Source organism: Halotalea alkalilenta, from assembly GCF_001648175.1.
GTDB classification, from domain to species: domain Bacteria; phylum Pseudomonadota; class Gammaproteobacteria; order Pseudomonadales; family Halomonadaceae; genus Halotalea; species Halotalea alkalilenta_A.
In genome coordinates this window covers 1,631,160-1,644,689 of record NZ_CP015243.1, presented here as the reverse complement: position 1 = coordinate 1,644,689, position 13,530 = coordinate 1,631,160, and the positions used below count along the sequence as shown (strand labels likewise).

Genomic DNA, 13,530 nt, shown 5'->3' with positions numbered 1-13,530 from the left:
GAGAACGATGGGCGACCTCGCATTACGGGCGGACCACGTCAATAAAATCTTCGGCCATAGTCGCGTGCTGGACGATGTCTCGTTCGAACTGCGTCGCGGCGAGGTGCTTTGCCTCGCCGGCGAGAACGGCTGCGGCAAGAGTACCCTGATCAAGATCCTCAACGGCGTCTATACACCCGAGGCGGGGGCGGTATTCTCTTTCGGCGACGGTACCGACGCAGGCGACGACACGACCATCAGCCACATTACCCCCCGGGAGGCCCGGGCCCGGGGCATTCACGTGATCTGGCAGGATCTGGCGCTTTTCGCCCACCTGAGCGTGGCCGAGAACATCGTCTTCGACGACTATGTGGCGAATCCGATGCGCCCGCTTTCCTATCGCGCCGCCCGCCAGCAGGCGCGCGAGGTCATCGAACGCCTTGGGGTCGAACTCGACCCCGACACGCGGGTCGAGGAGCTCTCCATCGCCCGGCGCCAGCTGGTGGCGATCGCCCGCGTAATACGCGCCGGCGCGCGAATCATTTTCATGGACGAGCCCACTGCCTCGCTGACCCGCAATGAGGTCCGCACCTTGCTCGACCTCACCCGGGCGCTCTCCGCCCAGGGTATCTCCATCGTCTTCGTAAGCCACCGCCTGGCCGAGGTTCTGGCGGTCTGTCAGCGGGTCACCGTACTGCGTAACGGTAAGCTGGTAGGCACCTACCCCACCGAAGGAATGACCCAGGCGCGGCTCTCGCAGCTGATGACGGGGCAGGAGCTGAATCTCGTCCCGCGACAGACCGCTCCCTCTGGCGAGCCGGTGCTGGAGCTCCGGGGCCTGAGCCGCCGCGGCGAGTTCGAAGACGTCTCGCTGACCCTCAACCGCGGTGAAATCCTTGGCCTCACCGGGCTGCTCGGCGCAGGGCGCACGGAACTCGCACATGTCATCTTCGGGATGACCCAGCCCACCGCAGGCGAGATGCGCATGCACGGCAAGCGGCTGACGCTACGCTCCAATCGGGATGCGATCCGCCACGGTATCGCCTATGTCTCCGAAGACCGCCTCAATCTGGGACTGGTGCAAAGCCAGTCGATCAACATGAACACCGCCGTTACCGTGCTCGGCGAACTGGAAAAGCCCAGAGGCTTTCTTTCCCCTTCGCGGGTTCGAGCGCTCACCGCCGAATGGATTCGCCGCCTGGGGACGAAAGTCAGCGACGCGGAGCTTGCGGTGTCGTCGCTCTCCGGTGGCAATCAGCAGCGGGTGGTAATCGCCAAGTGGCTGGCGACCAACCCCAAAGTATTGATCCTCGATTGCCCGACCGTGGGCGTGGACATCGGCGCCAAGGCCGGCATTTTCGAGATCATCCGGCAGCTGGCCGACGATGGCATGGCGATCATCCTGATTTCCGATGAGGCCGGTGAGATCTGGATGAACGCCGACCGGGTCATCGTGCTGCACGAGGGCCGGGTGAGCCAGGAGCTCATACCGGCGGACACCACTGAGGAGTCGCTCGAGGAGATCATCAATGCGTAAGTTTCACCTCGGTACCGAAGGCGTGCTGGCACTCCTCATCCTGGGGCTTGGTGTCGTGCTGAGCTTGACCACGGAAAACTTTCTGACGGTTCAAAACCTGTTCGACCTGCTCAACAACCAATCGGTGAATATGATCTTCGCCGCCGGACTGGTGGTGGTGCTGATAGCCGGTGGCATCGATATCTCCTTCGCCGTCGCGGCCTCGGTAGTGCAGTACGCGGCGATGACGCTGCTCATATCACTCGGCGGCGGCAACTGGTTGTTCGGCATCGCGCTGTCGATGGCCATAGGCACCCTGCTCGGGCTGTTCAACGCTTTGCTGATCTACCGTTTTCGCATCGTTTCGATCATCGTCACCATCGCCACCTTCAATCTCTACTTCGGCCTGCTGATGGTCTTCACCGGCGGCGTATCGATCTATGACGTTCCCGACTGGCTCTATTACGCGGTACCGCTGATCGACCTGCCCGCCACTCGCGGTAGCGCCACGCTCTATCTACCGGTCGCCGTGATGGTGGTGATCAGCCTGACCACCGGCTTCATTCTCACCCGCACCGGTTTCGGTCGCGCCATCTATGGCTTCGGCTCCAGTCCCGAGGCGGCCAGGCGCTCCGGCGTCCGAGTCGGCCTGATCCACGCCTTTGCCTACGGCTGGCTGGGCATGTGCGCCGGGGTCGCCGGACTGATGCAGGCGCATATCGTGCAGGAAGTCGTGCCCAACGCGCTGATCGGCCAAGAGCTGCCGATTCTCGCCGCGGTGGTGCTGGGGGGCGCGACGCTGGGCGGCGGCCGCGGTTCTGTCACTGGCGCACTGCTAGGGGTGCTGTTGCTCGCCGTGGTACAGAACGGGCTCAACCTGCTCGGCGTGACACCCTACGCCTTCCGCATGATCGTCGGCTTCATCATTCTCGCCGCGATCACCTGTAGCAATCTCGACAAACTGCTGCCCCAGCGCGCAATGGCCAGGGAGGCCCGCTCATGACCATCGCATCATCCGCCCGCCGGAGCCTACGCCTGAGTACCGACACGCTCGAGATCGGCGTCATGGCGCTGCTGCTGGCCGCGAGTTTCGGCTTCTTCACCGTGATGGCGCCGGGCTTTCTGAGCGGTGCCAACATCCGATCGATGGCCGTGCAGCTTCCCGAGCTGGGTCTGTTGTCACTGGCGATGCTGCTGCCGATCATCTCAGGCGGACTCAATCTGGCGGTCACCTTCACCGCCAATATCGCCGGGCTGACGACGGCCTGGCTGGTTCAGAATGCGCTCGGTGATGCCGGGGCGCTAGGCCTCGTCGTGAGCGTCGGCGCCGGACTCGCCGTAGGCGCCGCGGCGGGTTTTCTGATCGGTGTCATCGTCGCCCGGGTCGGCGCGCACCCGATCCTCGTCTCCCTCGGCGTGATGATCTTCCTCCAAGGGCTGGGAGAATTCCTCACCCGAGGCGGCGGCATTTCCGGCATGCCGGCAAGCTTTCAATGGATTGGCGGCGGCAGCGTGATGGGCATCCCGGTTCCCATTCTGGTCTTTCTACTCGCCGCGGCCGCGCTGGCCTATTTCATGCAGTTCACCCGCACTGGTTTTTCGATCCACATGGTCGGCTCCAATCTGCGCGCCACCGAGTATTCGGGCGTCAACGTACGCCGCGTGCTGATCACGCTCTACACGATCTCGGGGCTGCTGGCGGCGATCGCCGGCATGGTGATGCTGGCGCGTTTCAACTCAGTGCGGGTGGGCCACGGGGAGAGCTATCTACTGATAACGGTGCTCGCCTGCTTCCTTGCCGGCGCCAACCCGTTCGGTGGCTTCGGGCGCGTATTGCCTCTGGTGCTTGGCTTGATGAGTCTCCAGGTGATCGCTTCTGGCATGAACCTGATGGGTGCCAGCCAGCATCTCGCCATCGCCGTCTGGGGTGCGTTTCTGATCGTCGTCATGACGCTGCGCATGCCCTTCCTCAAACGATCGTGAGCAGCTCGAACATGACCCGACCAACTTGCTTTCTCAGCGTCGACATCGGCACCGGCAGCGCCCGCGTGGGCGTCTTCGACGACCATGGCGTACTTCTCGGCGAAGCCAAGGCGCCGATCGCCCAGCACCGTCCCTTCGACCATCATGTCGAACAGAGCACCACCGACATCTGGCGGGCAATCTGCGACTCGACCCGCCGCGCCGTGGCACAAGCGGGCGTCGAGCCCGCCGCCGTGGCCAGTATGTCGGTGAGTGCGACCTGCTCGCTGGTGCTGTTGGATCATGCGCGGGCGCCGCTGACGCTTTCCGCGGGCGATGAGATGTGGAACATCATCGTATGGATGGACCATCGCGCGACGAAGGAGGCGGCCGAGTGCACCGCTACCGGCGGTGCACCGCTCGACAACCTCGGCGGCGTGATGTCGCCAGAGATGCAAATACCCAAGCTGATGTGGCTCAAACGCCAGCGGCCGGAGCTCTACGCACGGATCGGCTATGCCGCCGACCTAGGTGACTGGCTCGGCTACCACTGCACCGGGATCGACCGGCGTTCGGTGTGCATGCTGGCGTGCAAATGGACCTTCGACCCGCGTCCGGGCCACGGCTGGGACCAAGACTTCCTCGCGCGTGTCGACATGGCCGACGTGATCGAGCGCGCCGGGCTCGGCGAAGATGCCGCAGCCGTGGGCGAACCGCTGGGCCATCTGAGCGAGCGGGCCGCTGCGGATCTCGGCCTCTCGACCGGGTGCCTGTTCGCGGTGGGTATGATCGACGCCTACGCCGGTGCGATGGGCACCCTGGGGCGCAGCCTCGATCGCGATGCGGCGCACCGCTTGGCGATCATCGCTGGCACCTCGACCTGTCATATCGGCGCCCATCCCGAGCGTTGCGAAATACCGGGCGTATGGGGCCCCTATCCCGGCGCGCTGTGCGAAGGCTTCGTCGCCAACGAAGGCGGTCAGAGCCTCTCTGGCGCGCTGCTCGATCATATCGTTGCGCTGTTCAGCGCCGGCAGTGAGTTCGGCGACGACCCGCACGGCGCGCTCTCGGAGCTACTGCTGGAACGTCTGGAAAGCGGCGACCCCGCCCCCGACATTCACCTGCGCCCGGACTTCATCGGTAACCGCTCGCCACTGGCCGACCCGCAGATACGCGGTGCCATCGTCGGCCTCACCCTGGAGTCACCGCGGGAGAGTTTCATCAAGGTGTATTGGGCTGCGGCAACCGCACTGGTTTACGGCACCCGCGCGATCATCGAACGTATGAACCACTATGGCTATGCCATCGACACCCTTCACTTGAGTGGCGGACACAACCGCTCGCCGCTGCTACGCAAGCTCTATGCCGATGGCACCGGATGCCGAGTAGTGCTCTCCGAAGCACCAGAACCCGTGTTGCTGGGAGCGGCCGTGGCCGCCATGGCACCGACGCGCGGCGGCGACCTGCTCGCCGTCGCCCGCGATCTTGCCCCTGGTGAGCACGTACTCGAACCCGATCCGGCAACGCGCGCGCTTCACGAAGCGCGCTACCGCGCCTTCTGCGAACTATTCGACGGCCGGCTGGAGAGCGGGCATCGCCAATAGGTAGGCCGCCATTGGATAAGTGGCCATGCGCAGTTGTGACCTACTCTTCCGATTTGCCCATACCCCAGAATATCGTGACCGGGGCATGAGGCACGTCGCTCAGTCGGTCACTGTAGGCGGCGGGGATCTGGAACTGGCCGAGCGGGGCGACCACGCCCTGGTCGATCGCAAGCCGCTGGATCTCGGCGGTGATCTGCTTGCGCTCGGCCGCGTCGGTGGAGCGGGCGTAGTCCAAACGCAGCGCTTCTATCTCCGGCACGTCGGGCCAGCCGGCCCAGGCTTCGCGGCCGTTGGCGGCGATGGTGGTATTGCCGAACGGATCGCCGCTGGTAGCGAGAATGCTAAAGGTGGAAAATAGGTTCCAGCCGCCCTGCGCCGGCGGATTCTGGTTGCTCTGCTGCATCACTACGCTCTGCCAGTCCATCGGACGCATATCGACGTTGAAACCCGCGGCGCGAAGGGCGGAGGCGATCACTACCGGCTGGGGCGCGAGCATGGCGAGATCGGTCGGCTGCAGCAGCACCACCGGGGTGCCATCGTAATGGGCCTCCTCCAGCAGCGCGCGCGCCCGGTCGAGGTTGGCCGGGATCACCATCTCGGCGCCATAGTCGTTCTCGTTGGGATTGCCGCAGCCGAACACCGCGGCGCAGGTGCGGTAGTAGTCGGGATTGCCGACCAGCGAATCGAGCACGTCCTGCTGGCTCACCGCATACATCGCCGCCTGGCGCAGTCGCGCATCGTCAAACGGCGGGTAGAGATGGTTGAAGCGGAAGTAGCTCCAGGCCCCGAGCTGATCGAGCACCTCGACCTCGGTCCCCTCCTGCCGTTCGAGCAGCGGCAGCAGATCGAACGGCACCTGCTGGATGAAGTCGACATCACCGCTCTGCAAGGCGTTGATCGCAGTCATCTGGTCGGGCATCGCCAGCCACTCGACGCGATCCACCTTCACCACCTTGCCACCGGCGGTCCAGCTCGATGGCTCATCACGCGGCACGTAGTCGGGATTCTTCTCGTAGACCGCCTTGGCCCCGGGCTGGAACTCAGCGGTGACGAACTTGAACGGACCGGAGCCGATATACTCGGTGATCTGCGTCGAGGCCGGAGTATCGGCGATGCGCTCGGGCATCATGAAGGCCGGTCGCGAGCTCAGTTTGGCCAAGCCCTCGAGCAGCAGGGTGGTGGGCTCCTCGAGCCGGACCTCGAAGCGCCGATCGTCCAGGGCTTCGATCCCCGCCACCATGGTCATCAGCACCTGGCCGGTGGCGTCCACCGAGGCCCAGCGCTTGATCGAGGCGATGCAGTCGTTGGCGGTGACCGGCTGGCCATCGTGCCACTGCAAGCCATCGCGCAGGGTGAAGGTGTAGACCAGCGCGTCGTCGCTGACCTGCCAGTCGGCCATCTGCGGCCGGACCTGGAAGTGCTCGTCCATCCCCAGCAGGGTGTCGTAGATCATGTAGCCGTGGTCACGGCTCATGAAAGCGGTGGTGGTGATCGGGTCCATCACCCTGAGCCCCGACTGCATCACCGCGGTCACCGTCTGCGCCTGGGCAGCGTGGCCGGCGAACATCGCACCGCCCAGCGCCGCGGCCAGTATCCAACCCTTCACTGCGGGTGAGGTCCACTTCGTCGATCGCATGATTGTTATCCTTATTGAAAACGCATGACGACTGCTGATCCTGACGCCGTGCTCCGGCGCCTTTGCTTGAATGAAACGAATGACCTTGAAACCTCTGCCGCGGCGAGCCTCTGCTCACGCCGGCCGATCGCCTGCCCCGCGCCCGTCGCGCAGCGTCTCGAGCTCACGCAGCGACGACTCCAGCAGCGGCGGCGGCAAGGCGGCGATTAGCCGCTCCAACGCGGCGTCATAGCGGGCCCAGCCCTCCTCGCCGCGCAGCGGTACGCCGAGGAAATGGCTCTCGGTCTTGGCCCGCAGCATCAGATAGAGCACGCCCGCCAGCATGATGCCCACCATCGCCGGTACGTCGCCCTCGTCGGTCAACCCATCCATCCGGTCGATGAATGAGCGCGCCGCGCGCTCACGCCGGTCGGCCAGCGGCGCGGAGACCTCGTTGCGCTCGACCAGCTCCCAGCGCCGTACCTCGCGCAGGGTGTCGCTCTTCGACAGCGCCTCCACCTGACCGCGCAGCATGGCGAGGATCAGCGCTGCCGGCGTTCGCGCGCTGGACTCATCGCTGCCGAGCAGGTCGCCACGGCTGGTCCAGAAATCCTGCTCGCGCATCCAGGCCAGGAGCAGCCCCGGCATACCGTCGAAGTAGCGATAGATCAGCTCCTTGCTCACCCCAGCGCGCTTGGCTACCGCATTGATACCGACGCCGTTCATACCGCTGTCGCGGATCTGCGCCTCGAGCGCCTCGAGGATCTGGCGCTCGGTACGTTCACGAGACGACATCGGCAACACTCGTCAAGAAGGTGGATGGCACACTGCCCGGCAGCGGCGTAGCGATACCCTCGGCGAGTTCGGCGACCAGTTCGGTCTCGACCCAGCCGATCGGCCGCCCTTGGCACAACACTTGGCTGCCGAGGTAGATAGCGGTGCCCCGGCGCTGCGCCCGCGAAAGCTCCGGGTTGGCACTCTCGATCAGCTCGACCCGCCCCTGCGAATCGATGTGCACCGCATCGCGCGGGGCCGGCCGAACCGGTACCGCAGCGTTCAGTCGCAGCGCACGCAGCCGCCCTTCCCTGCCGTGGAGCGCAGCCCAGGCGAGCTCGCCCAGCGCCTCGGCCAGCGGCCGCGAGGAGAAGATCGAGTTATGCGCCAGCGCCAGCCGGCTCGCCCCATCATCGCGCTGGAAGCTTCCCCGATCGTCGCGCCGCAGCACCCTCGCGCTATCGCCCCATCCCAACTGGCCATCAGCACCGATCGCGATCAGCCCCGCGTCCAGCTCAGGGCTCGCTGCGAGCACTTGGTCCACCGCCGATGGCGGCGGCTCCCCCGAGGCGATACGCTCGAGTACCGCCTGATTCAATGCCACGCCGTCGCCGCCAAGACTGTTCGGCATCCGATGGCCCGTGACCAGGCCCACCCCCGCCGCACCGACGAGGAACTGGGTCAACGGCTCCGGCCGGTCCGGACCGCTGGATATCACCGCCGCTACCTTCGCCGTCATCCAGGCATCCGGCAGCGCCAGCGCCCCGATGCCACCGCGCTGAGTGACGCGATAATCCAGCCTCCCCGCCTCATCCAACACCGCGAACACGGCGAATCCGCCTATCGCACCGCGCCCGAAAAGCTCCGCCCCAAGCACCGCGGCCCGTACCGCGGCACCCGCGCAGGCACCGCTGGCGGCGACTCCGATCGTCATAGCGAGATCCCCGCAAAGTAGCGGCAAGGTTGACCAAGAAAAGGCATCGAAAGATGCCATGTGACCAGATGGTCACATGGCGATTACGCTCCAGGACGGCGGGGTTGTCAATGGCAGCGGGCAGACCGAGCCCTAGGGTTGAGAAAAGCGAACACCCTCTCTCAGCGGCCATCGATTAAACAACATGAACTTTAGGGTCTTTTCTTTCGTATGGCCGATCCCCTCCATCGGGATAATTGGAAAATGGACGGAATAATAAAAAACGCTTTTCAAGCTTCGAAGAGAGGCAGGGAACAGCGTCCAACCCGTCATGCCCCAACATTAGGCGATTGCCGCCACCAGGCCGCTCCCGCGGCCAGCCCCGCCGTCAGGCACCGACGGTGCAAGGTCCGATGGCCGCTACTAGCCGCCGTCCGGCCAATCAGTATCTTCAAGAGAAACCGATGAAATTCGAAGGACTCACCGTACGCAGCAAACTCATGGCGGCGTTCGGCCTACTCGTCTTGATCGTCTTCCTGGTCGCGATGGTCTCGATCGCCGCGCTCAGTGCGAGCAATAGTCGCTTCGCCCAGTACGTCGACGGAATAGACGCCAGGGCCAGCCTCGCGGAGCAGGTGCGCGCGGCCGTCGACCGGCGGGCGATCGCCGCACGCAACCTGGTTCTGGTCACCACCGACGAGGACCTGGAAGAAGAAAGAATCGCCGTGGAGCGGGCGCACGCCGATGTCCAGGCGCTGCTGGCCGAGCTCAAGCAGATGACCGAGCACGCCGTGGATTCGAGCCCCGAGGCGAGAGAGCTGGTGGCGCAGATGGATCAGGTGGAAACCCGCTACGGTCCCGTGGCGATGAACATCGTCGAGGCCGCGCTCGCCCGCCGCTATGCGGAGGCCATCGAGATGATGAACGAGCAGTGCCGCCCGCTCCTCGCCGCGCTGATCTCAGCGACCGATGCCTATGCGCAGTACACCAGTGACCGGGCGCAGGCGCTGGTCGCCGAGGCGGGCGAACGCTATACGAATCAGCGAAACCTGGTCGTCTTCATCTGCTTCGCGGCGCTGGCGATCGCCCTGGCCATAGCGCTTGTCCTCACCCGCAGCCTGACGCGCGCGCTCGGCGCCGAGCCCGGGGCACTGAGCCAGGTCGCCCAGCGAATCGCCCAAGGCGATCTCAGCCCGCTGCCGAACGCGGGCATCGTCGCCAAGGGCAGCGTGCTGTTCTACATGGCCGACATGCAGGACAACCTGATCCGGCTGATCGGTCATATCAGAAGCTCCGCCGACAGCATCGCCGCCAGTTCCAGCCAGATCGCCCAAGGCAACATGGATCTTTCGACACGCACGGAACAGCAGGCCAGCGCCCTGGAGCAAACGGCCTCGGCGATGGAACAGCTGGCCTCCACCGTCAGCAACACGGCGGAGAACTCCCGCCATGCCGACGACCTGGTCACCGAAGGCGGCGCCATCGTGCGCCAGAACGAAGAGATGATGCAGGCGGTCAGCCAGCAGATGCAGCACATCAGCGATGCATCGAAGAGGATGTCGGACATCACCGGGGTGATCGAGTCGATCGCCTTCCAGACCAACATACTGGCCTTGAATGCCGCTGTCGAAGCGGCCCGCGCGGGAGAACAGGGCCGCGGCTTCGCGGTGGTCGCCGAGGAGGTCCGCACCCTGGCCCAGAAGAGCGCCACCGCCGCCAGAGAGATCAGGGAACTGATCCTCGAATCGGTGAGCCAGATCGAGGAGGGCCACGCGCTCGCGGGACGAGCGGAGAGCCTGATGCAGAAGATGGTGCACAACACCGGCGGCGTCGCCGAGGTGATCAATCAAATCGCACAGGCCAGCCGTGAACAGAGCGATGGCATCGGCCAGATCAATCAGGCCATCGGACAGATCGACGCGGCCACCCAGCAAAATGCCGCGCTGGTCGAGGAGTCCGCCTCGGCGGCCGTCGCCCTGCAGGAGCAAGCCACCGAACAGGCCCGCATGGTCGCTTTCTTCAAGCTCGACCACTCGGCGAGCACCGAACCACCGGCCCTGCCCCTTCTCGCTGACGCGACCGCACTGCCAGCCCTTGGCCCGTCGGGTGCCCGATAGGGAAGCGTCCACGCGACAGCCGACAACATCCTCGGCATCGATGGTGCGGCGTGCACGGCGCCGCCACCCTCGATGACTGCTCTTCGAGTTGTGCCCCCGCGATGGGGGCACTATCTTAATTGCCGATGAACGGACGACGCATCGCTCGATGCGCTGGCTGCCGTTTTGAGGAGACCCGATGCAATACACCAAACTCGGCCGCACCGGCCTGGACGTCTCGCGCCTGTGCCTCGGCTGCATGTCGTTCGGCGAGCCCGATGCCGGCGGTCATCCCTGGACGCTGGGCGAGGACGCCAGCCGCCCGATCTTCCGCCGCGCGGTAGAAGCAGGGATCAACTTCTTCGACACCGCCAACGTCTATTCGGCCGGCAGCTCTGAAATCATCGTCGGCAAGCTGCTGAAGGAATTCACCCGCCGCGATGAAGCGGTGGTGGCGACCAAGGTACGTAATTCGGTCTCCGGCGACGGCCCCAACCGCGAGGGCCTGTCACGCAAAGCGATCATGACCGAGATCGATGCCAGCCTGACCCGGCTGGGCCTCGACCATGTCGACCTCTACCAGATCCACCGCTGGGACTATGCCACGCCGATCGAGGAGACGATGGAGGCGCTGCATGAGGTGGTGAAGGCCGGCAAGGCGCGCTACATCGGTGCCTCCTCGATGTTCGCATGGCAGTTCGCCAAGGCGCAGGAGGTGGCGCGCGCCAACGGCTGGACGCCGTTCGCGACGATGCAGAACTATCTCAACCTGCTCTATCGCGAAGAGGAGCGGGAGATGATCCCGCTGTGCGCCGACCAGGGCGTCGGGCTGATACCCTGGAGCCCGCTGGCGCGCGGCAGGCTGGCACGACCCAGGGGCGGAGAAACGGCGCGCAGCGGAAGCGACGTATTCGGCGCCTCGCTCTATGCCGCGACCGAAGCGGCCGACGGCCGGGTGATCGACGCAGTCGAAACCATCGCCGCGGCGCGCGGGGTCGGCATGGCGCAGGTGGCCCTCGCCTGGGTGCTGGCCCAACCGGGCGTCTCGGCCCCGATCGCCGGCGCGACCAAGGCCGGGCAGCTGGACGACGCGGTAGCGGCGGTCGAGTTCGCGCTGACGCGGGACGAGATCGAGCAGTTGGAGGCACACTACGAGCCCCACGCCGTGACCGGGCACGATTAGGAGAATGCGATGCCGCGGCACCACGCACCCGCGAGTGCCTGGCGGGGCCTTGCGCGCATCCGCTGGAGCGCGCAAGGCCCGACACACAACCGCGCTATCCCCCGCGAAGGCATCCGCCCTGCCGGACAGGTGCGACGCCTTCGCTGCGCAACGACCTGCAAGGACATGAGCATATGAAAGCGATCACACTGAAGGCGCCCGGCGGATTGGATCGACTGGTGCCGACGGATCTCGCCGATCCCGGTGAGCCCGGCCCCGGCGAGATCCGGGTCACGCTGCACGGCAGCTCGCTCAACTTCCACGACTACCTGGTCTGCACCGGACAGATGCCGGCCGCGGATGGGCGCATACCGATGGCCGACGGCGCCGGCACGGTCGAGGCGGTCGGGCCAGGGGTGAGCGAGTTCGCGCCCGGCGACCAGGTCGTCTCCTGCTTCTTCCCCGACTGGCAGGACGGCAGCGCCACGATCGGCAATTTCTCCCGCGTGCCGGGCGACGGCATCGACGGCTTCGCGCAGGGCACGGTGGTACTGCCGGCCAACTCCTTCACCCATGCGCCAAAGGGCTACGACCCGGTGGAGGCGGCAACGATCACCACCGCCGGGCTCACCGCCTGGCGCGCGCTGGTCACCGAGGGCGGGTTGAAAGCGGGTGACAGTGTGCTGGTGCTGGGCACCGGCGGGGTTTCGATCTGGGCGCTGCAGATCGCCCGCGCCATGGGCGCGACCGTGATCGCCACCTCCTCCTCGGATGCGAAGCTTGAGCGCCTGCGAGAGCTCGGCGCGGCCTGCACCCTCAACTACCGCACCAACCCGGACTGGGGCCGCAGCGTGCGGGACTGGACCGGCGGACGCGGCGTCGACCATGTGATCGAAGTCGGCGGCCCCGGCACCCTGGCGCAGTCGCTCGATGCGGTCCGGGTCGGCGGCCACATATCGCTGATCGGCGTGTTGACCGGCCTCGGCGGCGAGGTGCCGACCGGCGTGCTGATGGCCAAGCAGGCCAAGCTCCAGGGCATCATCGTCGGCAGCCGCCGCGAACAGCAGGATTTCGTCCGCGCGCTCGACACCACCGGCATTCGCCCGCTGATCGACCGCCGTTTCGAGCTGGAAGCCTTGGCCGACGCCTTCCGCCATGAAGAAAGCGGCCGCCACTTCGGCAAGATCGGCGTGCAGTGGTAACCGCCCCTCCCCGCATCCCGCCGGCAGCAGTTCGATTACGCGGTTTTCGGTTCGGCGATGATGAAGGTCAACCCACGGGCGCGCGCACCGCGCCCTGGATCAGCGAGGCGAACGCCTCGGCGGCCTCGGCCTCGCTGCAGCTGCCTCGCACCATCGCCGCCGACAGCGCCTCACCCGCGCCGACCAAGCCGACGCAGCGCCGCTCCAACTCGGCCGGCGACAGCGTGCTGTGCGGCTTCAACACCGCGGCGAACAGCACGACGTAGCCGTCGAGCAACTCCTGGTACACCGCGCCTTTTTCCTCGCTGCCCGTCAGCGCCGCGCCCAGCGCATGCCTTTCTCCACTGGTATCGACAGAGCAATGGATATAGGTCGCCGCGAGCACCTCGACGGTTTCTTCAAGGCTGCGCTCGCCGGTGGTCAAGGCGCTGCGCAGTGCGTTGACCTGCTCTATGTCCACCGACTTGTAGAGCTCGATCAGCAGCCCCGACCGGGTACCGAAGTGATCGTAAGCGACCGGCTTGGAGACGCCGGCACGCGCGGCCAGATGCCCGAGCGTCAGCCGATCCACCCCCTCCTCACGGACGATCAGCAGCGCCGTATCGAGCAGCTGACGCCGCCGCTGCGTCCTGGAAAGCCTACGCGAAACCACCCCACCCTCCGTCGCATCTCTCATCACACTTTTCACTTCATCGATTCCTGTTGCA

General features: G+C 65.8%; 11 protein-coding genes. 7 read left to right on the top strand and 4 right to left on the bottom strand.

The features are described 5' to 3' along the window. Positions 1-7 precede the first annotated feature (7 nt). The 4 genes from A5892_RS07215 (at position 8) to A5892_RS07200 (ending at position 5,061) form a co-directional block, all read left to right on the top strand. A complete protein-coding gene (locus A5892_RS07215; protein ID WP_064122229.1) occupies positions 8-1,516 on the top strand; it encodes a sugar ABC transporter ATP-binding protein in 1,509 nt (502 codons plus the stop codon). Then, entirely contained in the window at positions 1,509-2,498 is a 990-nt protein-coding gene (locus tag A5892_RS07210; protein ID WP_064122228.1) for an ABC transporter permease, read from the top strand. The genes A5892_RS07215 and A5892_RS07210 overlap by 8 nt, the downstream gene beginning before the upstream one ends. A gap of 62 nt (positions 2,499-2,560) precedes the next feature. After that, positions 2,561-3,478: an ABC transporter permease gene (locus A5892_RS07205; protein ID WP_150123506.1), complete on the top strand. Its 918-nt coding sequence runs from the start codon at positions 2,561-2,563 to the stop codon at positions 3,476-3,478. Positions 3,479-3,489: 11 nt separating this feature from the next. Next, positions 3,490-5,061: an FGGY-family carbohydrate kinase gene (locus A5892_RS07200; protein WP_064122226.1), complete on the top strand. Its 1,572-nt coding sequence runs from the start codon at positions 3,490-3,492 to the stop codon at positions 5,059-5,061. A 40-nt stretch (positions 5,062-5,101) separates the two neighbouring features. Here the strand turns inward: A5892_RS07200 and A5892_RS07195 are convergent, their stop codons facing one another. The 3 genes from A5892_RS07195 to A5892_RS07185 form a co-directional block, all read right to left on the bottom strand. Continuing rightward, positions 5,102-6,697 (bottom strand): ABC transporter substrate-binding protein, encoded by a 1,596-nt coding sequence (locus A5892_RS07195; RefSeq protein WP_064122225.1) that lies wholly within the window; start codon positions 6,695-6,697, stop codon positions 5,102-5,104. A gap of 114 nt (positions 6,698-6,811) precedes the next feature. Then, positions 6,812-7,471 carry a TetR/AcrR family transcriptional regulator gene (locus A5892_RS07190; RefSeq protein WP_064122224.1) on the bottom strand — a complete coding sequence of 220 codons (660 nt, stop codon included), beginning with the start codon at positions 7,469-7,471 and terminating at the stop codon, positions 6,812-6,814. Then, on the bottom strand, positions 7,458-8,384 hold the full coding sequence (locus A5892_RS07185; RefSeq protein WP_064122223.1) for a DUF6963 family protein: 927 nt from the start codon (positions 8,382-8,384) through the stop codon (positions 7,458-7,460). The genes A5892_RS07190 and A5892_RS07185 overlap by 14 nt, the downstream gene beginning before the upstream one ends. A 443-nt stretch (positions 8,385-8,827) precedes the next feature. On the opposite strand from A5892_RS07185, the gene A5892_RS07180 reads away from it, so the two are divergent. From A5892_RS07180 to A5892_RS07170, 3 genes are all read left to right on the top strand, one after another. Further along, the gene (locus A5892_RS07180; protein ID WP_064122222.1) at positions 8,828-10,480 is read left to right on the top strand and encodes a methyl-accepting chemotaxis protein; all 1,653 of its coding nucleotides are present in this window, start codon (positions 8,828-8,830) and stop codon (positions 10,478-10,480) included. Between the two features lie 178 nt (positions 10,481-10,658). Further along, complete coding sequence (locus tag A5892_RS07175) at positions 10,659-11,642, top strand: aldo/keto reductase (protein WP_064122221.1); 984 nt, start codon at positions 10,659-10,661, stop codon at positions 11,640-11,642. Positions 11,643-11,815: 173 nt separating this feature from the next. Continuing rightward, a complete protein-coding gene (locus A5892_RS07170) occupies positions 11,816-12,823 on the top strand; it encodes a zinc-dependent alcohol dehydrogenase family protein (RefSeq protein ID WP_064122220.1) in 1,008 nt (335 codons plus the stop codon). A gap of 67 nt (positions 12,824-12,890) precedes the next feature. On the opposite strand, the gene A5892_RS07165 is transcribed toward A5892_RS07170, so the two are convergent. Continuing rightward, positions 12,891-13,499 (bottom strand): TetR/AcrR family transcriptional regulator, encoded by a 609-nt coding sequence (locus tag A5892_RS07165; RefSeq protein ID WP_190295666.1) that lies wholly within the window; start codon positions 13,497-13,499, stop codon positions 12,891-12,893. Positions 13,500-13,530 lie beyond the last annotated feature (31 nt).